The organism is Dapis brunnea BLCC-M229, assembly GCF_050015995.1.
GTDB lineage: Bacteria > Cyanobacteriota > Cyanobacteriia > Cyanobacteriales > Microcoleaceae > Trichodesmium.
The window spans coordinates 58,524-84,114 of the sequence record NZ_JBNHEP010000248.1 but is presented as its reverse complement, the minus strand read 5'-3'; the positions used below and the strand labels follow the sequence as shown (position 1 = coordinate 84,114).

Here is a 25,591-nt window from a genome sequence, read left to right as displayed (position 1 = left end):
CTATCCTTTTAAGGAACACCTCAATTCTCACATCTGATTCCTGATTGCTATATAAAATTTGCTAATCAAACCAAAATGAAACAAAAATCCCTAAAAATTATTTTAGGATCAATCTTAACCAGCTTATTAATAATTTTCACTTCCTGTCAACCAGTTCCCAAGTGTTACTTACTATCAACCAGTACACAAGGAATTCTTTGACAATGCTGGTGGTGAAGAAAAATTAGAGGGAGTGGAAATTTTAACTCTTAAAGGAATGCAAAGATATCAGATTGATAAAAAGACTGCCGATCAATATAAAATTACTAATATTCAACAATTAAAAGAGCCAGAAATAGCCAAACTTTTTGATTCAGATAAAGATGCTAAAGCCAATTTAGTTTGTTGTAATACTGGTTGGGGTTGTGAGCTAACTATAGACCATCAAATTGAAGCTTATTAACTACAAGATACTGTAGAACATACTCTTAAATATTCAACCTGATAGTATTGAGAGATAATTTTTCATCTTAATAAGATACGCTTTTTTTTCTAATTTTCTCTTTCCATAATCAGGAAATTTATTCCTAACTACTGAATTACAGTTTTTAAATCCAAGCAAAATGAAACAAAAATCTCTAAAAATTATCTTAGGAACAATCCTAACTAGCTTATTAATAATTTTCACCTCCTGTCAACAAGTTCCTAATTCTAAAACTGCAACTATTCGGACTGCTCATAGTACCTGGATAGAAGAGTCATTTCAAACTAATATTGTTAATCTAGGTCTAGAAAAACTCGGCTATGAAGTCGAAAAACCAAAACAAATTGAATATTCTGCTATTTATATTTCCATGGCTAATGGAGATTTAGAATATAGCACCATTTACTACCAACCATCCCATGAAAAATTCTTTGAAAAAGCTGGTGGAGAAGAAAAATTAGAGAAAGTTGGAATTTTGACACCTGATGGGATGGCTGGATATCAAATAGACAAAAAAACTGCCGATAAATATAAAATTACTAATATTCAACAATTAAAAAATCCAGAAATAGCGAAGCTTTTTGACTGGGATAAAGATGGTAAGGCAAATTTAGTTGGTTGTAATCCTGGTTGGGCTTGTGAGTTAAATATAGACCATCAAATCGAAGCTTATGGATTAGAAAATACAGTAGAACATACTCGAGGCCAATATAATCTTCTATTACTAGATGCTATTACTCGCTACAAACAAGGGCAATCAATTCTTTATTTTGCTTATAATCCTCACTGGATATCTGCTATTTTAAAACCAGGTAAAGATGTAGTTTGGTTAGAAGTGCCTTTTACCTCGTTCCCAGATATGAGAAATATAACAGAAAAAGATACATTACTAGATGGAAAAAATATTGGCTTTTCTAGAACTAAACAGCGTATTGTAGCTAATAAAAAATTTCTAGAAGCTAACCCAGTTGCTAAAAGGTGGTTTGAATTAGTAGAAATTTCAGTTGCAGATATGAATGCTGAAAGTTTACGGATTAAAGAAGGAGAAGACAAACCAGAAGATATTTTACGTCATGCTCAAGAGTGGGTAAAAAATCATCAGCAAAAATATGATCGTTGGTTAGAAACAGCAAGACAAGCAGCTAATTAAATTCAAAGCTTTTTAACTTTAAAAAACAAAAAAAATTAGCTGAGAGTATATTTAAAAAATAGATAAATTTAGCTGTAAATACTATTGAAAATTTCCACAATTCCAGCTTGTTTAATTTCCTAATTTACTTGATTCTTAAATGAAGGAAAAAATTATCATCAAATCAAATATTCAACTTGATACTATTTATATAGGTTTTCTTCCCTTAGTGAGATACAATTATCTGTCTTCTTTTCTGTTCCCTAAAATCAAAAACTTTGTACCTCACCAATAGACATCTTGTGAAAAAGAACAAGAATGTATGGAGGTTCCATGCGGCACTAGAAAAAAATCTGAGACTAGAAAAAAATAATGAAGTCTCCATTCTAAAAATTATTGCAGATTATCAGAACTCCATACTATTCAATTTCCCAATTTGATTGCTACTTCATTCAGCCAAAAATTACTAGAAAATAAAATATTAAATCAGAGATTATTTTTTATACTAAAAATTTGCCAATTGAACCAAAATGAAACAAAAATATATCAAAATAATCTTAGGAACTATCCTCACAAGTTTATTAATAATTTTCACCTCCTGCCAACCAGTTCCTAATTCCCAAACTGTCAGCATTAGGAGCGCCTATAATAGTGCTTGGATAGAAGAATTATTTCAAACTAATATTGTTAATATTGGTCTAGAAAAACTAGGCTACAAGGTCGAAAAACCAAAACAAAGTGATTATCCAGTAATTTATATTTCTATCGCTAATGGAGACTTAGAATATAGCACAGTTTACTACCAACCAGGACACGAAAAATTCTTCAAAAATGCTGGCGGAGAAGAAAAATTAGAGGGAGTTGGAACTTTAACCCCTCCAGGAATGCAAGGATATCAAATTGACAAAAAAACAGCCAATAAATATAAAATTACTAGCATTGAACAATTACAAGACCCAGAAATTGCTAAACTTTTTGACTCAGATGGAGATGGTAAAGCAAATTTAGTTGGTTGTAATGTAGGTTGGGGTTGTGAGTCAAAAATAGATTACCACCTCAAAACTTACGGACTGGAAGATATAGTAGAACATAATAAAGGACAATATACAGTTCTCCTGGCAGATGCCATTACTCGGTACAAGCAAGGACAAGCTATTATTTATTATGCTTATAATCCCCACTGGATATCTACAGTATTAAAGCCAGGAGAAGATGTAGTCTGGTTAGAAGTACCCTCCACCTCCTTACCAGAATCTATGGGAAATATAACTGAAAAAGATACATCAGTAGATAGAAAAAATCTTGGCTTTTCTGGAAGTAAACAGCAGATCGTAGCTAATAAAAAATTTCTAGAAGCTAACCTAGTTGCTAAAAGATGGTTTGAATTAGTAGAAATTCCCGTTGCAGATATGAGTGCTGAAAGTTTACGCATTAAAGAAGGTGAAGACAAACCAGAAGACATTTTACGTCATGCCCAAGAGTGGGTAAAAAATCATCAGCAAAAATATGATAGTTGGTTAGAAACAGCAAGAGAAGCAGCTAATTAAATTCAAATCATTTTTACTTTGAAAATTTGAGAAATTTAGCTATAAATACTACCGAAAATTTCCACAATTCCAGCTTGTTGAATTTTATAATTTGCTTGGTACTTAAATTAAGACCAAAATTATCATCAAATCAAATATTCAACCTTATCTATTGATATAGGGTTTCTCAGCTTCATCAGCTTATACCATTTCTCATATTCAAAAAAATGAGGAATTCCGGGGTCATTGTCACGTAAATTTAGACAAAAAATTATTTTTAATTATACTACAAAATTTTTTTGCAAGAGGTCTATTCAGAATAAAAGCTGAATGCTTAATCAATTATTTCATTTGGTGGAATTTGATTCACTGTTTCCTCTGTTTCATCTTCTAAAACTAGGTTAACAGTTTGCTCAATTCCTAACTCTTCTAATTGACGAATTTTGATTTGATCTAAACGAGGACCTTCAGCAGAAATAACAGTAAATTCAAGATTTTGGTAGGATAACTTTTCTCCTCCAGTAGGAATTTTTTGTAATTGATAAATCAAAAATCCCCCCAAAGTCTGATAATCTTCACTCACTGGCAAATCTAAATTTAAAAGTTGATTAACTTCTTCAACACTTAACTGAGCCTGGACAATAAAAGTACGATCGTCCAACATTTGTAAAGCAAGTTCTTCAGTGTCAGTTACTTCATAACTATCACCACTAATAATTTCAGCAATCAAATCCTCCCGCGTAATTAATCCAGCAGTTCCACCAAACTCATCTACCACTATTACCATTTCTGAATGCTGAGGACTATTTGGGATTTGACGCATTCTTTGCATTAATGATAATAACTCATTCAGATACGTTTGTTCAGAAACGAATCTTGCAGGGCGAATCCAAGAGACAACTGAAGTTTGTGGAGATAATAATCCTTGAGCTAAAGGTTTGGCCAATTCTTTAAAATCAATAATACCCTGAATATCATCTATGGATTCACCAACTACAGGATAGCGGGAATGACCAGATACCTGAATTTCATCTAACAAATTTTGAAAAGTAGCTGCAATTGAAATAGTATCTATATTTGTCCGTGGAACCATAATTTCTACAGCTAATACTTCTCCAAATTCAAATACATTGCTAAGTAATTGTCGTTCTTCTGCTTCTAAACCTGTTGATTCAGTAGAAGTAGAGATAATTAATTGCAATTCTTCTGGAGTAACTGGTGCTTTCCAAGCACTGCCAGTATATTGAATTCCTACCAGTCGTAATAACCAATGAGTAGATTGATTTAATATCCAAATAAACGGATTAAAGAAGCGAGAGATAGCTAGACTCAGAGGGCCTAATAATCTAGATAACTGTTCTGAATAAAGTAGCGCTACTGACTTTGGACATAATTCTCCCAATACAATTTGTAGGTAAGCCAAAATAAAAAAGGTGACAATAGGTATAGCTAGGGAGTGGGCGATCGCTTGACTAATATGAATAGGTAGTGGTAAATTTGCTATACATTTTCTGACAATTATAACCATAGTTCCTTCACCAATCCAACCCAAAGCCAAACTAGATAAAGTAATACCTAACTGAGTTGTTGAAAGTAGTCGGTCTATATGTCTTTGAAGTTGCTGAACAATTTTTGCTGGAACATCACCTTGATCTACTAATTGATTAATGCGTGACCTTCGCACAGAAACAATAGAAAATTCTGCCACGACAAAGAAGGCATTTATGGCAATTAGCAGAAAAACTGAAAAGATGCGTGATAGTATATCTGTCCACGTCATATCTCTCCAGATCAGCATTTCTAAGCCTGGCATCTCTAGCAAACTTATTGCCATTGATTTTGCCTCAGACCTATGAACATTTTCATGTTTAAAATTTACAATTTTTGATCAAAAAATTCGGTTTAAAGCCTCCCCACTCAAAATTAAAAATCAACTTAATCTATTTTAATTTTAGACATTTTCAAATTTAACTTTTGAGCTGGATAATCTGTAAGTTCTAAGGACAGTTCTTTAGCATTATCTAATAAAGTAATTGGGATGGTAATAATACCATAATATCTTCTACCATTTGGTGGCAGTTCTCCTGGTAAATCCTCTGTGCTGGCACTAAGAACTCTTCCCTGCTCATCTGTAATATTCAAAAAACTATATAAAAATCTTACAGCTCGATCTCCTTGGTTTTTTAAATTAACATCCAAGACTAGAGAGTTGCCCCACTTGCGAACATCATTAACTTCCAATACTATTCCAGCATCACTACTTACAATTGGAAAACTTTGCTTGGATTTAGTGTCTTGAGAAGACTTGGCCTTAGCTGTTTTTTTCTGGGAATTTTCTTTAGTAGTTTTTTTCTCAGCGATTCCACCATTTATAATAGTATTTTTTACATTGATAATAATTTTTTCCTCCTTTAACATGACCACTTCTTCTCGACGATTTGAACTGTCTTTAGCACCTACTAAATTATTGGTAGGACGAGTATCTGGTTGAGTAATTCCTTTTAAGGCTTCCCTGCCCAGTTTAAATCCCCAAGAAGCACTACCCAAACCAGCACTAAACATTAGAGCCAGCAGACTTAGAGTTAGCACAATACTAGAGTTCATAGTTTTTTCTGTCTAAGCTACGATCTTGTTTTTTGTTATGATATACTATAAATTATTCCTATGTATTAATGTCCAAACTTACCTATTCTAATTTTCTCTTTACTTTTAACTTAAGTCAGGAAAATATGTAATAATATAAAATTAGTGTAAGGCTATATCGTTGATATATAATAACTGAGAAATAAGCGCCTTTGGCCGATTGGGGAGGCAGCGAGCTCATAATTCGCTTTCAGGCTGGTTCGATTCCAGCAGGGCGCATTTCTAATTCACTAAAAAATTTAATATTTCCTAAGTAATGGCAGATGCCATAGTTTTTTGTTGGTTAATCAAAATTTGGTAAACCAAAATCTTGGCTGTTGCATAAATGCGGGATGATTTTAATAGTTTTGTAGAATGGGTATATTGCCTGTTTGTTACATCAAATCCCCTTGCGCGTGGAATTTTATAGAACTCCTGAAGGTATATTTGTCAGGGACCCGCGTTTTTTACCAGGAAGACCGAGGACCGAGGACAGAGTCAGGAATGGGTTTTATAAGAAACCGAGTTTATGGGAGGTAGATGTTAGTATGGTAGGGAATTTAATACTTTCATACTTTCCCCGAAATAATATACTTTTTTATACCGATACTACCTGATTTGATATTAAATGAACTCAGAAGTCAGAATACCACTTTGAAAAAAGAATGCTACAAAAATGTGCATCTCAATCGCAGAACCGAAAAATTGTGGTCATTAGCCTCCCCTTGGATAGGGGATAAAAAGTGGTCGTTTAGGAGCATGGAGTAGGATGGGATGGATGGGTTACCTAACCATATCCAATCGACCAAGAGAAAAGAAACTATTCCTGATGTCAATCCCGATGCTTCAGCTAGAGGTACTGATAACTGATAACTGATAACTGAAATGACCTTGTAGGGAAGTTCCATGGAACCTCACTACTGTGGTCTACTTCTCAAATATAGTCCGTGCTGCTTTCTTTAACTTCTGACTTCTAACTTTGGTAGTCCTGTATAGTAATGGTAGATGGCGATCGACAATGCTGCTTCATGGGAGCAAGATCCTGCCACTACTGTTCCCCTTGAGCAAAATAATTACAATAGACCACCATTACAATGCACCACCACCCTAAATTTTAACTTCTAACTTCAGCAATACTTCCTGAATACGAATTTTGAGCCTCTGCGCTAAAACTTGAATATGAGGTTCAAGCATCATAGTTATATGGTCTCCCGGTACAGTCTCAAGTTCCACAGAACCTTGAGAAAGTTGCTCCCAACCTAAACAAGAATTCTTTTGCAGTTGGTTGCGAATAGCATCAGTCACACCAATGGCGCTATTCCAAACACGAACATCACTACTACGGAAAAGAGTAATAGGAGTCGGATAAAGTTTCTCTGGGTGATAATGACCCATAGCATAAACACTAGCCTTTAAAACTTTGACAAAACCATGTACCTGTCTTGTTGCTGCTGCCGAAGGACGCACATGAAGCTTTTGTACTAACCGCTCTGTTACATAATCTAATTGTTCATCAGGAGAAAAAACCTTCAGATCGTTGTAGGATATCTCTAAATTTTCCTTTAAAAAGTATTCAAATAACCTCACCACCTCACTCATATATTTAGTATCATCCCAACCCGCAATTATAAAACTACTAAATAAGGGAGCAGGAATATCAAAAATAGCAAGTAAACCGATTTCATCTCCCTGTTTTTGTAACTGTTGGGATATCTCAAATGCTACCTGACCCCCGAAAGAATGACCTCCCAAAAAATAAGGACCTTGGGGTTGAATATTTTTTAATGCGTCGATATAGTCGGCAGCGATCGCTTCTACATTTGTTTGAGGTTCTGCTCGGTCATCCATTCCTCGTGCTTGTAGTCCGTAAAATGGTTGGTCTTGACCAAGATGAAAAGCTAGAGAGTGAAGATAAAATGCTGTTCCTACACCTCCAGGAATACAGAAGAAAGGAGGTTTAGAACCCTTTGACTGAATTGTTATTACCGGGGAGGCAAAACCCGAACCTAAACTTTCATCTGCAACTAACCCAATATCATAATTTGCAGATGGTTGTGGGGAAAGCACTTCTTTTGCCAGATAATTAGCTAAAGCTGCAACTGTGGGATACTCAAAAATTAGTGTTGCCTTAAAAGAAGTTCCCAAACTATCTTGCAGAAGATCGCTCAACTCAACAACGGTCAGAGAATCTAATCCCATGCTAGTTAAAGGTTGTTCCCAGTCTAATTGAGATGGATTTACTTGGAGAATATTTGAGATTAATATCTGAAGATGAGATATTAGTAATTCCTGCCGTTTTTCGGGTGTAGTAGCTAAGAGTGTTTTTCGATCCAAGGTGGCTTGCTTTTCTTTTTCTTGCCGATCCAATTCTTGATAAATACTTTTGCCGACAACATCAAGACTTCCTTCTAGAAAACCTGCTTTGCAAGCATGGCGCTGAATTTTATTACTAGAAGTCTTAGGGATAGTTCCTGTTTTCAATAATAAAATTCCATAAACTTGTAACTGATGCTGTTCCGATACAGCTTGACGGATCGTGTTAACCACCTGTTCTACATCCAGTTGTTCTAAGTAAGCCTCCTGAACCTCCTGAACAATAACCAATCTTTCCTCACTTTCCACCTCTACCGAAAATGCTGCACCACAACTAGGTCGTAAAGCTTGATGACTTCTATCTACCGTTAACTCAATATCCTGGGGATAATGGTTGCTACCTCGGATAATAATTAAATCTTTGAGACGACCAGTAACAAATAATTCATCATCAAGCAAAAATCCTAAGTCACCCGTTCTGAGAAACGGACCTTCGTTTGTCTCTTTTAAGTAATTCTGAAAAGTTTCTGTAGTTGCCTGCGGTCTATTCCAGTAACCTTGAGCAACACTCGGACTAGATACCCAAATTTCCCCTACTTGGTAGCTTGAACATTCGGTCAAGGTTTCTGGGTTAACGATCAGAATTTTTTCACCTGAACCAGCACGACCACAACTAACAATTTTTTGCGTACTTTCGCTTTCATCAGCAGCTACTATAATCTGATTTTTAGTAAACTCAGATTTATCAATATTCAGAATAACTGGGGAATCTGTTGTCACCCCTAAAGTAATAGCGACAACACTCTCAGCCATTCCATATCCAGCAGTAAATGCCTGTCTGCGAAAGCCAGAGGGTGCAAAAGTGGAGGCAAACCGTTCGATAGTTTCTGCCCGAACAGGTTCAGCACCGCTCACAGCCAACTCCCAACTACTGAGGTCAAGCATTGCTCGTTCTTCGGGGGTTGTTTGAAAACAAACTAAGTCATAAGCAAAGTTAGGAGCTAAACTTTGAGTGGCTTTGTAATGGGAAATTGCCATTAACCAACGCAACGGTTTTTGCAGAAAATCCAACGGTGACATGATTTTAACTGGGAAATTACCGTAGAGAGGTTGTAAAACTCCTACTACTAATCCCGTATTGTGACTAAAGGGCAACCAAGTCACAGTATGACTTTCGGGTGTAGTTCCAGATTGTTCGTAACCCATAGCTAAATTGTGGAGAATGTTCTTATGAGCGAGCATTACCCCCTTTGGTTTTCCAGTTGAGCCAGAAGTGTATTGTAGAAAAGCTAGGGTATCACCATTAATAGTCGGCTCTTGCCAATGCGCCCCCATATTCTGAGCAATAATATTATTGCTGTCTAACAACTGCATTTTTGCCAGTGTAGAATTTTCAGCAAAGCGACCTTGTAAATAAGCTAATAGAGGTGTGGTAGTAAGAACAAACTTTGCTTGAGCATCTGCTGCAATTGCTTCTAATCTGGAAATTGGCTGGTTAGGGCGGGGTATAGAGGTAGGTATAGCGATCGCTCCAGCATACAAACAGCCAAAAAATCCTGCCATCAATTCTAGTCCAGGAGGATACAATAACAAGACCCTTTCGCCTTTTGCATTCAGGGACTGAAGATTAGCTGCTATGGCCTGGGCCTCTTGTTCTAAAGTTTTATAGGTAAGACTATCACTTTCTGTTTCACCATCTTGGAGAAAAGTATAGGTTTTTTGCTCCGGTTGATTTAGCGTTCTATATTGTAGGAGGTCTATTAAAGTATTAAATTGCATATTATCTGGTAATTTTGTCAATTTATCAATATAAGGTAAATTAATCAAAGCATTAATCCCCCAATTGTATAATTAAATGTAACATCTTGTCAAATCAATTCTTAGAGATGGTAAATATTTATTTTATCCAGAACTAATTTGCTATCTTTTTCAAGATTAAGTTTTTTTAACTATGAATACCACTTATGAAAGCGTCATGTATTTTACATTTAAATTCTCTAGCTAAATTACCCAAGATTAGATATTATTAGCGAACTAACTGATTAAACTCTAACAAAGATACAAAGCAACCCAGATTTTAGTTGGTGATTTATAATTCACAATATTTTCTCAAATTAACAAGTAAAAAATCTGATAAATTTACCTCTGAAATTAAAAGTAATTTGGCAGATGCAAAGTAAACAAAATTAATAATTATTGCTATTCCTAATTCATGGCCTAGTGCTATAAATTGTTCTACTAAAGCAAGTTTTCGACTCCAACATTGCATAATTAATTTTATTTGGTTTCCAAGTTATATGAATAACAGAATAATAACACCATATTTTTTATTCCTGGTACTTGAGAATATAATCAATAAAAATAACAAAGCGCGATCGCATCACAATAACCTCAATAGATCCATCAATCTTAAGTAAATATAGAACTTAGTGTAATTTTTAATTCATCTGCCTAAAATGAAATATAATTTTATATTTTGCTCCCAAGGCCATAAACAATAAAACAAGATGAATCTCACCAAAAAAACTATTGCAGCCTTTGTCTCTCCTGGAATACCCCTTTCTGCTCTTGGCCTTCCTCTTCTAGTTTACCTTCCCCCATTTTATGCAGAAGAAATGGGACTTGGCCTTTCTCTGGTGGGCACAGTTTTTATGATTACCCGTTTCTGGGACGTTTTTACCGATCCAGTTCTTGGTGTTCTCAGCGATCGAGTGACAACTCCTTTAGGTCGTCGGCGTCATTGGATTATATTATCTGTTCCTATTTTAATGATTTGCGTTTACAAAGTATTTATACCGGAAGCACCAGTCACAGGAAATTATCTTCTGTTTTGGATGCTGTTGTTGTATGTTGGTTGGACTCTGCTGAGTATCTCTCATATGTCTTGGGGTGCAGAATTATCATCAGATTATTATGAACGAGCGCGAGTTCAAGGTTGGCGAGAATTTGCTTTAGTCTTTGGTATGTTAGCTGTTTTGATACTTCCGACTATTCTGGAACAGACTGGAGGTGCTGATAGTGGAACTAAAGTTGCTGCTATGGGTTGGTTTACAATTATACTGCTGCCAATCACTGTAGCGATCGCTGTTAGTAATGTCAAAGAAAAACCTGTGGGACCATCTTGTCAACTTGGTTTGTTCAAGTCAACCTCTGTGCTGTTGAAAAATAAACTGCTAATACGAGTGCTAGTAGCAAATTTAATGACTGGTCTTGCTCCAGGAATTGTTGGATCGATCTACATTTTTTTTGTCAGTTATGTCATGCAACTAGGTGAATGGTCTAGTCTAATGCTCTTACTCTATTTCATAGCTAGTTTTTGTGGCATTCCTTTTTGGATGCGTCTTAGTTATAAGTTAGAGAAGCATCGGACTTTTGGTGTTGCTAAAATATATGGTTGTGTAATTCTTATCGGTTTATTGCTCGTTCAACCAGGAAACTTATGGTTGTATGCTTTAGTTAATATTCTTTTCGGCATCGAATCTGGTGCAGGAGCGTTTTTATTGCGCTCAATTATGGCAGACGTTACAGACCATGATAACTTGGAATCAGGGACACAGCGTACAGGTCTTTACTATTCTCTGTTAACCATGACTAACAAAGTTGGTTCTGCTTTGGGAGTTGGGATGATTTATCCTATTTTAGATTGGATAGGTTTTGTTCCTGGGGGCGAAAATACTGCTGGAACAATTGAAGCACTTAAATATATATTTATTTGTGTACCTATTCCAATTAGTCTTTTAGCAGCGATCGTTATCTGGAACTTTCCACTAGATAGCACTCGACAAAAAGAATTACGTCGTCTGTTAACGGAACGTGATTCTATGGTTAGCTCAAAAGACATCTCCGAAAAAGATATAGACTTTTTGTCAGAGTAGACAACAGGAAAAACTTAAGGTGGGAGAAGTGATAACATGGATTGAATGGGACTCAATATAATTGAATACCTCATCTATAATTAAAAAATAATTAGGATTGCTCTCAACATAATAAATAATCGGAGCAGAATCTAAAAAAATCCGATTTAGCTGTTCTAAAACAGTCTCAATTTTCAGAGAATTTAAACAATTTATTGTTCTCGTTGTTGCCACTATTGACATAATTCACTAACCCATTCTTGAGCATCTACCATCTAGGAGTTTTACTTTTAGAGTGTTCGCTCTTAAGTGTGCTTGACATCTCCAGGGGTTGAAACACCATGCTGTGTGTGTTTAACCCACTGCAAAGATGTCCTGTCTCTGGGAATCTACTTATAAAGCTAGTTGAGGCTATATTTGGGCTGAAAAATTGTTTAAGTCCCAGTATTCAAAAGTGAAAGCCGGAACGATATTAAGTTTTGATGCCGATTGAATTCAAAACCCAAAAGCCTTTAATAGAAATACTTTTAGCATTTTTGGTGATGCTAACAGCTTCTAAGCGCATGAGGCAAGTTGTGAGGATTTGCTCAGAAATTTTTTCTGCAACTCCTCAAAAGTGCATAACCTGACTTGCATCAGATATATGTACTGCTAGAGGAAAGAACTTGATTCCTTTTCAACCAAGAGCCATCCCTAAGCATCTACCATCTAGGAGTTTCACTTTTAGAGTGTTCGCTCTTAAGTGTGCTTGACATCTCCAGGGGTTGAAACACCCTGCTGTGTGTGGTTAACTCACTGCAAATGGGATCAATCCACATTTGCTTCAAGCCTATCAACAGATTCCTACACTCTTCGGTATAGACCGAAATCTAGCTGTGAGCTTACCTTTTTTTGTAGCTTTCCGAGTGGTTTTAGTCGGCGGTGTTGGAGCAATAAATCGCTGCTGATCTCTGCCTACTTACTTTTCCTTTCCTTCGGAATGCTAAGCAAACGGAATGCGGAGCTAACAGCCGTCGTAGAAAACGCGCGTTCCCGTCTCCTGGGAGCCGGAATTTCACGCTAACTAGCAGTCATGTCATAGCTACAAACCTTGTTCTTACTCGTATCCGACTATCATAGCAGACTTTTACTCCAGGTTAAAACCCGCTTGTCGTTATTCAACCAGCCATTAAAACAGGCGCTGTGTAATACCTCCCGTCATTTTTTATGTTTTTAACCATTGTCACCCCGTGAGCTTAAATAGTCAACATAGTGATCGAATTGACTTAAAAGTCGTCTAGATTACAATTTTAAGTAACTTTAAGTTATTTGAAGCAACCTTAAGTAACCCACTGTACAGAGGATCAACAAAAATGATCGCAATAAATGAATTAGCTCTTACTCAAGACACATCGAAGTTTTCTAAAATTCTCAATAAACTTATTGAGCAAACAAATTCTGACATTTACGATCCCTTTAAAGAACTTGTTTGGCCAGAAGATATAGAGCAAAACAAGTTGTGGATGTCCCTTAATTTAATGTCGGTTCATGGAACTCGTTTTGAACATGAACTCACTCAAGAACAATTAATTGAATTAAGCAAGTGGGAATTTATTAATTTCTGTAGTCTAAATGTGACAGGTATTCGTGAACTGTTAGTAGAAATGACAGGACGACTTCATACACCAGGGTTTGAATTTCTCTCGGAATATCTACATTATTTAATCGCAGAAGAGAATGAGCATATGTGGTATTTTTCAAAATTCTGTCTGCAATATGGGAAAAAAATCTATCCAGACCGTGCTTTAGCCATGGCAAATTTACCAGAAGCTGATATCGCCAACTTCATGCTCTTTAGCCGTATTCTGATTTTTGAAGAAATCGTTGATTTTTATAATCGTCAAATGGCTAAAGACAGCACTTTACCAAAGTTCATTCAGGACATTAATAAACTTCATCATGCTGATGAAGGTAGACACATCACCTATGGTCGTCAGTATATCAACTTAGTATGCCAGGAGCTAAAAAATAGATATTCAGAACAACGGATCATGGAAATTGAAATAGCTGTGAAAAGTTTTATGAACCTAGCTACACAAAAGCTCTATCGGCGTGAAATCTATGCTGATGCTGGATTTGAAAAACCAGGTCAGATTCGTAAAGAATTACTAGCTAATTCAGTCCGTCACCAATTTAATAATAAGTTATTAGAACGTGTCACTAAATTTTTTACAAAAATCGGCTTATTCTCAAAGCCCAGTACTCACTAACAAACAGACCTGATTATGAGTTAGTCATCTAATTCCTTAAACATTAACAAAATGTTTAAGTCAAAAATAAACTATTAAAATTCAAACGTCTGCGAAATATAAACTTGCAGAATGTTAATTTTAATAGTTTTACATAACAGGTTTTGTCGAACTTAAATTTCTCATTAACTTTTTAAACAAAGAAAAACACTCATGTCCCAAAGAATTCTCACATCGCTACTATGGCAAGCAGCAGAACGTTGGCCAAATCGGGTGTATTTGGATGGAGAACATACATATACATATGCACAAGCAGTTAGCGCAGTTTATCAGTTAGCAAAACGCTTAGAGTCTGTAGGCGTTCAGCGTTGGGATCGAGTGCTAATAGTTGCCCAAAATCGACCCGAAATTTTATTAGCTTTGTTTGCTGCCAATGTTCTCGGTGCGACCGCAACGATCTTGCATCAAGCTAGCACTGAGATAACGCTAAAAAATATTCACAGTCAGCTTCAACCACAAGCAGTGTTGTTAGATGACAAAACGAAGTCACATTTTCACTGTTTTCAAGGTAGTTCCTTACTCGATATTTCAGTGCTCAACAACCTTGAATTTATTCCTTTTGAACAAAGCCTAGAAAGTATTCAAGCCTTAAGTTCCAAGCGGGGAACAATTGATACTGATCCTGCTTTAATTATTTATACTTCGGGGTCAACAGGAAAACCCAGAGGAGTGGTACTGACTCAGGATAATATACTCTTTGTCGTTGAAAAAATTCAAAAGCGACTAGGTTATTCCTTAGAAGACTCAATTGGGCTTTTTCTCCCTCTCTCATTTGATTATGGTCTATATCAAGGTTTTCTTGCTGCACAAGTTGGTGCTAGACTTATTGTGAATAGCTCGGAGTTGGCAGGTCCATCATTGATTGGAACTTTACGCAAAAGAAACATCAACATTCTTCCAGGGGTTCCTAATCTTTTTGAATCCTTGTTAAAAATGTTAGAGAGACGGCAAGAAATCTTACCAGAAATTCGTCTTGCTACTAACACTGGCGCACACTTGAGCGAACAACATATTCTTCGATTACAAAACGCACTTCCTCAAGCTTCAATTTATCCGATGTATGGATTGACAGAATGTAAGCGTGTCTCGATTTTATCTCCCGAAGAAGCCAAAAAACGTCCTGGATCTGTCGGTCGTCCACTTGATGACACGGACGCATTTGTCATTGATGACTTAGGAAATCGACTTTCTCCTGGTCAAGTCGGGGAACTGGTTGTCTGTGGGCGTCATCTTGCTCTAGGATACTGGAAAGCTACTGTTGAAACCGAAGTTCGCTATCGACCTCATCCATCGGGAATAGGACGCGCTCTTTATACAGGGGATAACTTCAAAATAGATGAAGAAGGATATCTCTACTTTGCTGGGCGCAAAGATGAACAAATAAAGCGGCGAGGGTTCCGCCTTCATCCTCTAGAAATTGAAAAAGCAGCTTTGGAATTGGAGGAAGTTAAGAACGCTGCAGTTATACAGCTAGAAGAGCATCTCATTTTATTTATTATTACCGCTCAAGCAGGGATTTCTCAGGAGATGATTTTGTCAAAACTCAGTGAAGTTTTAGAGTCATACAAGATTCCTGATTTTGTCGAGATATTAGAGAATTTTCCCAATACTTTGAATGGAAAAGTTAATCAACGAGCATTAGAGGAAATCTGGCGAAAAAAATCTGAAAAACAATCAATCGCTCCCTTAAGGAAGCAGAAAATTTCATCCTTAACGAATCGGTAGTCAAGTAGTCTACGAAGCAAGAATCCACTCCATGAAATGAGTGGAGTGTCAAAGGCAAATCACTTAGCAGTGCTAAAACTGATATTTGCTGTTAGTTTTACCTTGAAAAAAATAATTGAATGCATAAAAACTTATGCCTAATGTTAAAGACTTAGAAACTCAACAGAAAGCTTTCGATAATTGGCGTTCCCTAGTCGCTAGATTTGGCTCTCCCCTTTATGTATATGATCTTGATATTGTGGAACATCAAGTCAGGGAATTAAAACAGGCTTTGCCTACTAATGCCAAAGTGTTTTATTCTCTCAAAGCTAATCCACTACCAGCTATTGTCAAAACCGTACAAACGGCTGGGTGTTGTTTAGAAGTCTGCTCAAACCATGAACTTAGTGTTGCTTGTAATTCTGGAATTTCTATTGAACAAATCCTCTATAGTGGTCCAGGAAAAACGACAGAGGAAATTGGTCAAGCTATTGCCATAGGAGTCAATCATTTTTCAGTAGAGTCTTATACCGATCTAGATCGTCTGGAAAAGGCTGCTGAAACAGCCCAAAAAAGCATCCGTTTATTGCTGAGGGTTAACCCGATGGAACCACTCCAAGGCGGACTAGCGATGAGTGGTACCCCCTCACAATTTGGTTTTGAAGAAAGTGTTCTACTTAATGGTGCTCAACGACTTAGTCAACTGAGTTCTTATGTGGAGATTATTGGGTATCACATTTACTATGGAACTCAGATCGACAGTGAAGAATCTCTGATTAAATCATTTAAAGCAGGTATTGATTGTACTGAGAGACTTACCAGTCAGCTTGGATTTACCCCTCAAGTGATTGATTTGGGTGGCGGTTTTCCTTGGCCTTTTGCCAATCAAAAATCAGCGATCGCTCTTGATAATTTGCGTTTTCGTTTAGAGCAACTACTGGCTCAACGAAAATACACAGCAGAAGCCGAAATTTGGTTTGAATCAGGACGTTACCTTTCTGCTTCAAGCGGTACACTACTGGCTACAATTCTGGATATAAAACCCGGAAAATTTGATTCTCAATTTGTGGTTTTAGATGCCGGAATTAATCATTTAGGCGGAATGTCAGGATTAGGACGAATTCCCAGAGGTTATGTTTTGATGTATAACCTTTCATCTGAACAAGAAGCTTGGTCAACAGAAACAGCTAATGACGGACGAACCTTAGTTGTTGGTCCATTGTGTAGTCCACTTGATTGTTTGACACGCAGAACCGAGTTGCCTCCATCGGTGAAGATCAATGATATTGTTGCTATTCCAAACGTTGGAGCTTATGGATTAACAGCTAGTTTAGTAGCTTTTCTAAGTCGTCCTGCTCCCTTAGAAGTCTCTTTACGTAATGGAATTCCAGTAGATTTATCAAGTCTGCGAACTGGCCATGAATCTCTGCAATTTTTACTTCCTGAACCAGAAAATTTATCCATCAATATAACAGGAGACAGTATCCATGAACAATACGCTTGAACAACTTAAAGTTTGTATGGTTGAACATTTGAAATTGGTAACATCCGTTGACCAAATTGATAATGACACAGAACTTACAAGCTTAGGATTAGATTCTATGGCAGCCACAAATCTAATGCTTGATCTTGAAGATGAGTTTGAAGTCACCTTTCCCGATGAGTTATTAACTCCCGATGTATTTAAAACTACGAATACCCTTAATTCTGCTATTGAAAAACTTCTTGCTTGACTTATGAAAACATACGATCTCGAAACACTTCTAACAAGAGAATCCTTAAACAATCAGCTATCCACTGGTAGTCGCATACAGCTATCTTCTCTACAGCGAGCTTATTGGATAGGAGAACAAACGAGCTTTGATCTGCACGTTCATCCTCATCTTTATTTAGAGTTTGAGCTATTTGATTGCGACATCCAGGCACTTTACCAAGCCCGAAACACTTTGTTAGCTAGACATCCCATGCTGCAAGCTAAAGTTTTGCCTACTGCTGAAATTTTTGTAGAAGAGGGATTCTTTGATTCTGACATTCCAGAACATGACCTGAGTCAAATGAATCATAAAGAAGTGACTGAGCAGCTTGAACAGATTAGGAAACGACTTTATCGGGCTGACATCAAAGCCGAAAACCCTCCCAATATTCATCTAGAAATTACCAGACTCAAAAATGTAACGCGGATTCACATCAATATAGATTTATTGTTTCTTGATGGCAGTAGCGTTCGCACTGTTTTGTCTGAACTGTCTCAGATGTATACCAATACCTACCAGAAATGGAGCGAGAAATCCTTTGACCTTTCTGGTTATGAAGTCCACCGACGACAAAAGCAGACATCAGAGCGTTATCAACGAACAAAAAACTACTGGTTTGAACGGCTGAAAACTTTACCAGGAGGACCTCTTTTACCCTTAAAATCCAATTCCGTTGTCCCTCGTCGTTCCCACCTCGTTCGCCGTCGCCATGTCCTTTCTGCAATGCAGTGGGAAATCATTACTAAACGAGCTAAAGAACAAGATATAAATCCCACAACCCTCTTGTTAACAGCTTTTAGTTTAATAGTCGCTTATTGGTCAAAAAACCAACATTTTTCCCTGACAATGATGGTTCAGAATCGAGATCCAGAATTTGGGGATCTTTCTGGGGTAGTAGGAAATTTTGCCAGTACTGTCTTGGTAGAAGTGAACTTCAGTGAAGCCAAGTCATTTGCCCAACATACTGATGATATTCATCGCCAGGTTTTTCGTGATGTTGCTCGCTCCATGGTATGTGGTTTAGAGGTCTTACAAGAACGAAATCGCCAGCAAGGGTCTGCTTTTTACGCATCAAGTCCAGTTGCATTTGTCAGTATGTTAGACAAACCTGATGAATCAGTGACACCAGGTATCTTTCAACTCGAAGGAGAGAACATGGTTTTCTGCGGGTTAGAAACGCCCCAAGTGTTATTAGATCATCAAGCCATTAGTAGAACGGATGGAGGTGTTGCGTTAGTTTGGGACACGGTTGACTCAGCTTTTGAGGAAGGAATCTTAAACGATATGTTTGATGCCTACATTTCTCTAGTCTCTCGTTTAGAGAAAGAGGAAACTTGGCAGGAATCTTATTTTGATTTTCGTTCTCCACAACAGCAAGCAAGTCATCAAGAATATAATAAGGTTCAAGCACCTCTTACAGAGCGATGTTTGCATGAATATCTCTATGAGCAAACCCAGAAGACACCAGATCAAACACTGCTTATTGACTCACGACGGACTTTCAGTTATCAACAAGCAACTGAACTTTCCAATCGTATTGCCTGGACTTTACGCGAGCAGTATCAAGTCAAGCCTAATGAATTAATTGCAGTTTATGCTTCTAAAGGTTGGGAACAAGTAATTGCTGCTCAGGCAATTATAACTTCAGGGGCAGCTTATGTTCCCCTCTCTCCTAGCTTTCCCGACAATCGGAAACAGGACATCTTAGAACGCTGTGGTTGCCGTTTGGTCTTAACAAATTCTGCTCATCTCAATGATAGTTGTCTCAAAGAGGTAGAAAAAATTGCTGTTGATGTCAACGATAATCTAGTGAAGAACTGCGAGAACTTACCTCGAATTCAGTCCCCTAATGACTTAGCTTATGTGATTTTTACTTCGGGTTCAACGGGAACACCCAAAGGCGTTGTCCTAAATCATCTTGGACCTGTCAACACCATTGAGGACATCAATCGTCGCTTTGGGATTACTTCACAAGATACTATCTTTGGTATTTCCGAACTGACGTTTGACTTGTCAGTTTATGATATATTTGGTACTATGGCAACAGGAGCTACACTTGTTTTGCCACCAGAGGGGATAAATCGAGAACCTGCCTTGTGCGCTCAATTATGTAAAAAACACGGGGTAACTGTTTGGAACTCAGTTCCAGCCTTAGCGCAACTCTTGGTTCAGTATTTTGAAAGTAATTTATTGACTAGCGACTTATCAGTTCGCTTGTTCATGATGAGTGGAGATTGGATTCCTGTCAGATTACCTGGCAAACTCAAAGAACTGTTTTCATCACGAACTATCAGTTTAGGAGGCGCAACAGAAGGTTCTATTTGGTCTATTTACTACGACATTGATCGTGTCGATCCGAAGTGGAAAAGCATTCCCTATGGCTATCCTCTTAGTAATCAGGAATTTTATGTTCTCGATAGTCGAAAACAGCCACGACCTGATAATGTTTCCGGAGAACTGTATATCGGTGGCGTAGGTGTTGCTCAAGGATACTGGAAAGATGAACAAAAAACAGCCCATTCCTATTTGGAACATCCGGTTACCCATGAGCGAATTTACCGAACGGGAGACTGGGGTGTACGCCGTTCAGACGGTTACATCGAATTTCTAGGACGGGAAGATGGTCAAGTCAAAGTTCGGGGATATCGGATCGAGTTAGGAGAAATAGAAAGCACTCTTCAACGGCATCCGGCAATAGTTAATGCTGCGGTCAAAGTAATTGGAGAACAGCCACAAAATGCTTATCTAGCTGCTTATCTAATTGCTAAAAATGACACAGAGGTAGATTTGCAAGAAGTGAAACAATACGCTGAAGAATTCTTGCCTGATTATATGATTCCTACCCGTTTCATCTTTCTCGAACAACTACCTTTGGGAGCAACTGGAAAAGTTGACCGCAAAGCTCTGCCAATTCCCAGTGATTACCAACATTCTAAAAATAGCGAACCACCTGACACTGAGACAGAAAGGAATTTAGCCAGATTGTGGTCAGAAATTCTGGGCATAGAAACTCTGATGCGAGAGGATAATTTCTTTGAACTAGGGGGAAATTCATTCAGTGCCATTCGTCTCATGGCTTTAATCGCTGATACCTTTGATTTGGATATTCCTGTAACCACTCTTTTACAAAATTCCACTATCAAAGCACTTTCTCAATTTATTGATGAACACTATCACAGTGGAGTAGATAGTAGTGAAACTTCTTTAGTTTCAATTACTGGTCATCAATCTAAACCTCCAATATTCTGGTTCCACCCATCAGGCGGCGGAATCCTCTGTTATAAAGACCTAGCACAGCTTTTATCAGAACGATTTGGTTGTTTAGCCCTGGAAGCATCTGGTACAAGTAGACAAAAAAGCCAGCTGTCCCTATCTGAAATGACCAAACTCTATCTAAAAGAGATCCACTCTGCTAATCCATCAGGTCCATACCATCTTGGCGGATGGTCAATGGGAGGGGTTATCGCTTATGAGGCAGCCCAGCAACTTACGAAGCAAGGAATTAAAGTTGATAGCTTAGTGTTAATTGATAGTCCGGCTCCATTACGTCAAGAGGCTACAGAATTTAAACAACTTATTTCTTGGTTTGTGTCCGATCTTGCTGAAGTAGATCAAGACCTAGCATTGAATTGTCTTCAAGAAGAAAACAATTCTACAAATCTATTGCTTCAGGCACTCACAGAAGCACAACAAAAACATTGGCTACCCGCTGGGAATATACAGGATTTAATTTCTCTTTTTGAGATTTTTCGGTCTAATATTGAGGCACTTCATAGTTATCAGGCTTTGCCCCTAAAAGCTGAGATTCCTTGCCTAGTTGTGATGGCAACGCAAAATGTTGAAGAGCGTGTGGCGAGTAATTCTATAGAGGTATGGCATTCCTTGTTGCCAAAAACAACTTGGTTTTCTGAGCTAGAAGGAAATCATTATTCTCTTTTAAAATCTCCAACAGTTAATCAACTGGCCAAACTGATTTTAGAGACTTCTCAAAATCAATATTAAGTTTTTCCACTTTCTAACAAGTATTGTAGTCGAATAACGGAAATAAAATCGAGAAAAAATGTAAGCATTCAGCCGTCAGCTATTAGCTATCAGCTTTATTACCTTTAAAAGAGGAAAAAGCAACTGAGAGGTTTCAAAGAATTAAAAGTTACTGTAAAAGTCCAACAGTTAACCTTAATAGTCTATCGAACTACATCGTTCATTAAAAAGCTGAGAGCTGACGGCTAATAGCTGAATGCTTACGAAAAAATTATAATTTTTTCTCGATTAATATGAGTCTCATAAGACTATGTTTTTCGAGCATAGTAATTCTAAAAATTGATGAAATAAGTTAAAGTTACTTTAATTTCAACAATCAATAAGAAGATGTTGATATCTTACAGCAGATTCCAATTATATGAAGTACAGATATTAACAATTAAATGAATGCAAGTGCGGGCATCTTGCCCGCGATGGGTGTACCTCACATCTGAGACAAATAACCAATTAAACCATCAAAAACAAGGTGAATTCAATGATTTCAATTAATGACGTTTTCAACGAAAATTTCTATTTAGAGATTAATCCTGATGCAGCAGCATCGGTAATTCAGGGAAACTTTGCTAGTGGATTAGACCACTTTTTAAATGTGGGAATTAATCAAGGGTTGCAATTTTCCCCATTTATCGATTTAGACTATTATAAACGGGTAGCTAATCCAGACCTTGTTGACTTTACCAATCAGGAAGCTTTAGATCACTTACTTGAAATAGGGATCGAAGAAGGTCGTTTATTTTCTCCCTTTGTTGATCTAGAATTTTACAAACAAGCTAACCCTGATCTAGCTAATCTTAGTAATTCTGAAGCTTTACTTCATCTCCAAAATTTTGGCTTAGAAGAGGGACGACAGTTTGCCGAATCTGTTAATCTCGAAGAATATCGCTCTTTTAATCCAGAGCTTGCCACTCAAAACCTTACCAATGCCTTTATTAATCTAGCGACTCAATTTGCTCCTGATGATGAAGGGCGAATCCGGTTTCCCCTAGAAGCTGCTAATGTCTCTTTCACTGATGAACTTGATATCGTTACTCCAGAAATGTTAGAGGGTGGGGTTGATGTGACATTAACCTATTCCAAGTCAGCAAATACAGTAGTTTTGGAAGCTGATTTTACAGGATTACCTTACAGAGTAGATATTGTTCGAGATGACGATCCTTCCACCCCTTACAATCAGTACCCAGTATCCATCGAAGATTCGAGATGGCAGCTTTGGATGCTAACCAGTATCAACACAGTTGAAAGTAATTTTTGGTACGATGGTCAAACTGGCAATCTTATTGGTAATGAGTTTGATATTTTTGAGATAATTCCAGAGACTAATACAGGCATTGATGTTAACAACGACGGTATCGAAGATATAGCCCTTTCTTTGCCTGTTACTCATCAACTTAGTACCCCAGTATTTGAAGGAAACCCAGATGGAACCGGAAGTTTTACCTTTGAATTTGCCTATGACCAATTACTTGATGAACAAGGGAAAGGAGGAACATTCTTTACAGAAGTTCCTTATAACATTAACCGACCTGAAGAGTTTGGACCTTACTATACCCAAGGGGGTCTGCCTATTTCTGAAGCTCCAACTTTTGATGATGTTTTAGAAACGATGCGTTCTCCTTTTGGTTTCAGTATTGGGCATAGTGCTGAACCAGAAGTCAAACCCGACTATCTCCTTTCCCGTGCTAGTTTAATGATTGGTTTTACCAATTTTTATCCAGACCAGATTCCAGATAATGTCATTTTTGAACCCATTGAAGGTATTTATCGATTTACTGAACCAACCGACCTCGTATCCAACACAAATGAACCAGCTCCAGCTAGAGCTGCAGCTATAGAAGCCGAAAAAGAGGATATTTTTGGAGATTCGGGCGACAATATCTTTGATGCAGCCGATCCTAGTGATAATTTTGATGGTAATCAAGATAGTGTTTTTGCTGGAACTGGTGATGATTTAATAGATGCCAGTCAAGCGACTGCTCCTTCGTTTCCCAGTACTCTAGGCAACAACCGTCTCTATGGTAATAGGGGGGATGATACCTTTTTTGCTGGAGAAGGGGATAGTTTATTGGGGGGAAAAGGAGATGATACCTTTATGATTCTTGAGGGTGGCAACAATATTATGACTGGAGGGTTAGGATCAGATATCTTCTGGATCAGCACTAGTGGACTCCCGAATTCAAGTAACACGATTACTGATTTTGAAGCGGGAATTGATCAAATTGCCGTTGGTGGCATTGGTGTTAGTTCAGTCAATGACCTAGATATTAGCCAAAGAGGTGAAGACACGGTAATTTCCTTCTCTGGTATTGAGCTATCTGTGCTGAACAATATTCAAGTTAGTGATCTCTCAGAAGGATCTTTATTCTTTGGTTGAGGACTTAACAAATATAGGAGTATTTCAGGAATTAGGCATCGTACTTTTTACTATCTGAGTAGGAACGAAAATACCTTGTTTCAGACTTTTCTCAATGATCTAATGATATTTTGATAAATGGCGATCGCCTAAACAGGGTCAAAAATTGAGTAAGCATGGCTAAAATCCATACTGCATGAGGAATCTTCTATAAATGCCTAAGAAATGAAAATTAAATAAGATCCAGAATTTATGACACTTGTGGTTGAGCAGTATAATTCCATTGGGGTAGATAATCATCAAAGATAATTTTCAGATTTTGCTTGAAATCCTCTTTAACTTTACCACCTGTTTGATCAGCCCGGTTTAAGATGGTAGTAAATACTTTCAGACCAGTATTTGTCTTTGCTTTGGCCATCAAGTCTTTGACCATCTCTAGGGATTCAAAAATCACACCCTGACAGACACGACTAATATGAGGAAATAGACGATGTTCAATGGGATTATATTTAGAAGTATAGGGGGAATAGTGAGCAATGGAAATTTCTCTTCCTAATTCACGATTCTAGAGCTGGCAAGTCTTGCTTGAACAAGTATTGACCTGAACTATTGCTGCCACCGCCATCACACAGAAGCAGTATGGATGTGGCCTCCTCCACTGGGACAAATATCCCTCATGTTCATTGCTGATTCATCATCAAGTTCGTCTATCCCAAACCGAATTGTATAGTAGTCACACCCAAATAGTAAGCTAATATAACTTATTCCTCCCCATCCCAGTTTCAGCGCTTCTATTGCCCCATAACGACGACGATCTTTTTCTGATAATGACTGATATAGTTTTTGCATTTGTTGCTCTACTTTCACAGGATAAGGATTCATAGAATTAGAAGTTTAACTTGTATAAAGAGCAGCCTATCATTACTTTATCTATTTTTGGATCTTATTTAATTTTCATTCCTAACTGGGAACAGGCAAGATATTTTTAGCAAAAAGGTACGGAAAATGATTTTTTCAGGAACTTTTACTTTTATTGCTGATGCTCAATAAAGATCAAGTTTATTTTCTGGAGATATCTAAAATAATTCGACAATTATTAGCTAATTTCATCTCTGGTAGCATTGGTATTATAAAGTATGGTTCAACAATTAATAATTAACAATTAATAATTACCTCTTTTTACAACGGATAGGATTGAGCTAAAAGGAATTTTTTTCTTCTCTTGGTCGATTGGATATGGCGAGGTTTCTTCGTCATATCCAATCGACCGTTTTTTCTCCATGAATGGAGAGGCTTTATACCATTTATCAAAAAGAATGCTATACCCGATCGGGTGGGGAAGTGTGGGAAGTGTGGGAGGTGTGGGGAGAGGTTAAAAGTAGGAAAAATATATACTAACCGACTAATAATTGTTAAAAACAGACAAAAAATCTTGGTAATTATTGAGGTGTTGAAGTATAGCATTAATGCATGGTAATTGGTATTATACCTTAATGTTTCGGTAAGGAAGGAGGCTTTAGTTATCTAGGAGAGAAGGCTTAAAACCA

15 protein-coding genes, 1 tRNA gene and 1 pseudogene are annotated in these 25,591 nt (G+C 37.3%); 11 read left to right on the top strand and 6 right to left on the bottom strand.

What is annotated here, in order from left to right; all coding sequences use genetic code 11:
- Positions 1-229: 229 nt before the first annotated feature.
- The 3 genes and pseudogenes from ACP6PM_RS28475 to proX (ACP6PM_RS28465) form a co-directional block, all read left to right on the top strand.
- Positions 230-442: pseudogene (locus ACP6PM_RS28475) on the top strand (glycine betaine ABC transporter substrate-binding protein); the annotation flags it as partial.
- Positions 443-602: 160 nt separating this feature from the next.
- Positions 603-1,613, top strand: a complete 1,011-nt coding sequence (gene proX / locus ACP6PM_RS28470; protein ID WP_426590256.1) for a glycine betaine/L-proline ABC transporter substrate-binding protein ProX — start codon at positions 603-605, stop codon at positions 1,611-1,613.
- 509 nt (positions 1,614-2,122) lie between these two features.
- Complete coding sequence (proX, locus tag ACP6PM_RS28465) at positions 2,123-3,139, top strand: glycine betaine/L-proline ABC transporter substrate-binding protein ProX (RefSeq protein WP_426590255.1); 1,017 nt, start codon at positions 2,123-2,125, stop codon at positions 3,137-3,139.
- A gap of 313 nt (positions 3,140-3,452) precedes the next feature.
- Here proX (ACP6PM_RS28465) and ACP6PM_RS28460 read toward each other — a convergent pair whose 3' ends face one another.
- The gene (locus ACP6PM_RS28460; protein WP_426590254.1) at positions 3,453-4,952 is read right to left on the bottom strand and encodes a hemolysin family protein; all 1,500 of its coding nucleotides are present in this window, start codon (positions 4,950-4,952) and stop codon (positions 3,453-3,455) included.
- A 101-nt stretch (positions 4,953-5,053) separates the two neighbouring features.
- Positions 5,054-5,722 carry a hypothetical protein gene (locus ACP6PM_RS28455; RefSeq protein ID WP_426590253.1) on the bottom strand — a complete coding sequence of 223 codons (669 nt, stop codon included), beginning with the start codon at positions 5,720-5,722 and terminating at the stop codon, positions 5,054-5,056.
- A gap of 185 nt (positions 5,723-5,907) precedes the next feature.
- On the opposite strand from ACP6PM_RS28455, the gene ACP6PM_RS28450 reads away from it, so the two are divergent.
- Positions 5,908-5,980: transfer RNA gene (locus tag ACP6PM_RS28450), tRNA-Ile, on the top strand.
- Positions 5,981-6,847: 867 nt separating this feature from the next.
- Here ACP6PM_RS28450 and ACP6PM_RS28445 read toward each other — a convergent pair.
- Both ACP6PM_RS28445 and ACP6PM_RS28440 read right to left on the bottom strand, forming a co-directional pair.
- Positions 6,848-9,880: an AMP-binding protein gene (locus ACP6PM_RS28445; protein ID WP_426590252.1), complete on the bottom strand. Its 3,033-nt coding sequence runs from the start codon at positions 9,878-9,880 to the stop codon at positions 6,848-6,850.
- 262 nt (positions 9,881-10,142) lie between these two features.
- Positions 10,143-10,322 carry a hypothetical protein gene (locus ACP6PM_RS28440; RefSeq protein WP_426590251.1) on the bottom strand — a complete coding sequence of 60 codons (180 nt, stop codon included), beginning with the start codon at positions 10,320-10,322 and terminating at the stop codon, positions 10,143-10,145.
- Positions 10,323-10,560: 238 nt separating this feature from the next.
- On the opposite strand from ACP6PM_RS28440, the gene ACP6PM_RS28435 reads away from it, so the two are divergent.
- The 7 genes from ACP6PM_RS28435 (at position 10,561) to ACP6PM_RS28405 (ending at position 24,065) form a co-directional block, all read left to right on the top strand.
- Entirely contained in the window at positions 10,561-11,928 is a 1,368-nt protein-coding gene (locus tag ACP6PM_RS28435; protein ID WP_426590250.1) for an MFS transporter, read from the top strand.
- 1,331 nt (positions 11,929-13,259) lie between these two features.
- Positions 13,260-14,156 carry a diiron oxygenase gene (locus ACP6PM_RS28430; RefSeq protein ID WP_426590249.1) on the top strand — a complete coding sequence of 299 codons (897 nt, stop codon included), beginning with the start codon at positions 13,260-13,262 and terminating at the stop codon, positions 14,154-14,156.
- A 192-nt stretch (positions 14,157-14,348) separates the two neighbouring features.
- Positions 14,349-15,920 (top strand): class I adenylate-forming enzyme family protein, encoded by a 1,572-nt coding sequence (locus ACP6PM_RS28425; protein WP_426590248.1) that lies wholly within the window; start codon positions 14,349-14,351, stop codon positions 15,918-15,920.
- 133 nt (positions 15,921-16,053) lie between these two features.
- Complete coding sequence (locus ACP6PM_RS28420) at positions 16,054-17,403, top strand: type III PLP-dependent enzyme domain-containing protein (protein ID WP_426590247.1); 1,350 nt, start codon at positions 16,054-16,056, stop codon at positions 17,401-17,403.
- A complete protein-coding gene (locus ACP6PM_RS28415) occupies positions 17,387-17,632 on the top strand; it encodes a phosphopantetheine-binding protein (RefSeq protein ID WP_426590246.1) in 246 nt (81 codons plus the stop codon). The genes ACP6PM_RS28420 and ACP6PM_RS28415 overlap by 17 nt, the downstream gene beginning before the upstream one ends.
- Before the next feature lie 3 nt (positions 17,633-17,635).
- Positions 17,636-21,655 (top strand): non-ribosomal peptide synthetase, encoded by a 4,020-nt coding sequence (locus tag ACP6PM_RS28410; RefSeq protein WP_426590245.1) that lies wholly within the window; start codon positions 17,636-17,638, stop codon positions 21,653-21,655.
- A 514-nt stretch (positions 21,656-22,169) separates the two neighbouring features.
- On the top strand, positions 22,170-24,065 hold the full coding sequence (locus tag ACP6PM_RS28405; RefSeq protein ID WP_426590244.1) for a calcium-binding protein: 1,896 nt from the start codon (positions 22,170-22,172) through the stop codon (positions 24,063-24,065).
- 229 nt (positions 24,066-24,294) lie between these two features.
- On the opposite strand, the gene ACP6PM_RS28400 is transcribed toward ACP6PM_RS28405, so the two are convergent.
- Positions 24,295-24,543: an ISAzo13-like element transposase-related protein gene (locus tag ACP6PM_RS28400; RefSeq protein WP_426590258.1), complete on the bottom strand. Its 249-nt coding sequence runs from the start codon at positions 24,541-24,543 to the stop codon at positions 24,295-24,297.
- A 125-nt stretch (positions 24,544-24,668) separates the two neighbouring features.
- Positions 24,669-24,926, bottom strand: a complete 258-nt coding sequence (locus ACP6PM_RS28395) for a hypothetical protein (RefSeq protein ID WP_426590243.1) — start codon at positions 24,924-24,926, stop codon at positions 24,669-24,671.
- Positions 24,927-25,591: the final 665 nt, after the last annotated feature.

Excerpts from the sequence above, each read along its gene's own strand:
- proX (WP_426590256.1), top strand. The coding sequence starts at position 603 with ATGAAACAAAAATCTCTAAAAATTATCTTAGGAACAATCCTAACTAGC.
- proX (WP_426590255.1), top strand. The coding sequence starts at position 2,123 with ATGAAACAAAAATATATCAAAATAATCTTAGGAACTATCCTCACAAGT.
- ACP6PM_RS28460 (WP_426590254.1), bottom strand. The coding sequence starts at position 4,952 with ATGGCAATAAGTTTGCTAGAGATGCCAGGCTTAGAAATGCTGATCTGG.
- ACP6PM_RS28455 (WP_426590253.1), bottom strand. The coding sequence starts at position 5,722 with ATGAACTCTAGTATTGTGCTAACTCTAAGTCTGCTGGCTCTAATGTTT.
- ACP6PM_RS28440 (WP_426590251.1), bottom strand. The coding sequence starts at position 10,322 with ATGCAATGTTGGAGTCGAAAACTTGCTTTAGTAGAACAATTTATAGCA.
- ACP6PM_RS28435 (WP_426590250.1), top strand. The coding sequence starts at position 10,561 with ATGAATCTCACCAAAAAAACTATTGCAGCCTTTGTCTCTCCTGGAATA.
- ACP6PM_RS28430 (WP_426590249.1), top strand. The coding sequence starts at position 13,260 with ATGATCGCAATAAATGAATTAGCTCTTACTCAAGACACATCGAAGTTT.
- ACP6PM_RS28425 (WP_426590248.1), top strand. The coding sequence starts at position 14,349 with ATGTCCCAAAGAATTCTCACATCGCTACTATGGCAAGCAGCAGAACGT.
- ACP6PM_RS28420 (WP_426590247.1), top strand. The coding sequence starts at position 16,054 with ATGCCTAATGTTAAAGACTTAGAAACTCAACAGAAAGCTTTCGATAAT.
- ACP6PM_RS28415 (WP_426590246.1), top strand. The coding sequence starts at position 17,387 with ATGAACAATACGCTTGAACAACTTAAAGTTTGTATGGTTGAACATTTG.
- ACP6PM_RS28410 (WP_426590245.1), top strand. The coding sequence starts at position 17,636 with ATGAAAACATACGATCTCGAAACACTTCTAACAAGAGAATCCTTAAAC.
- ACP6PM_RS28405 (WP_426590244.1), top strand. The coding sequence starts at position 22,170 with ATGATTTCAATTAATGACGTTTTCAACGAAAATTTCTATTTAGAGATT.
- ACP6PM_RS28395 (WP_426590243.1), bottom strand. The coding sequence starts at position 24,926 with ATGAATCCTTATCCTGTGAAAGTAGAGCAACAAATGCAAAAACTATAT.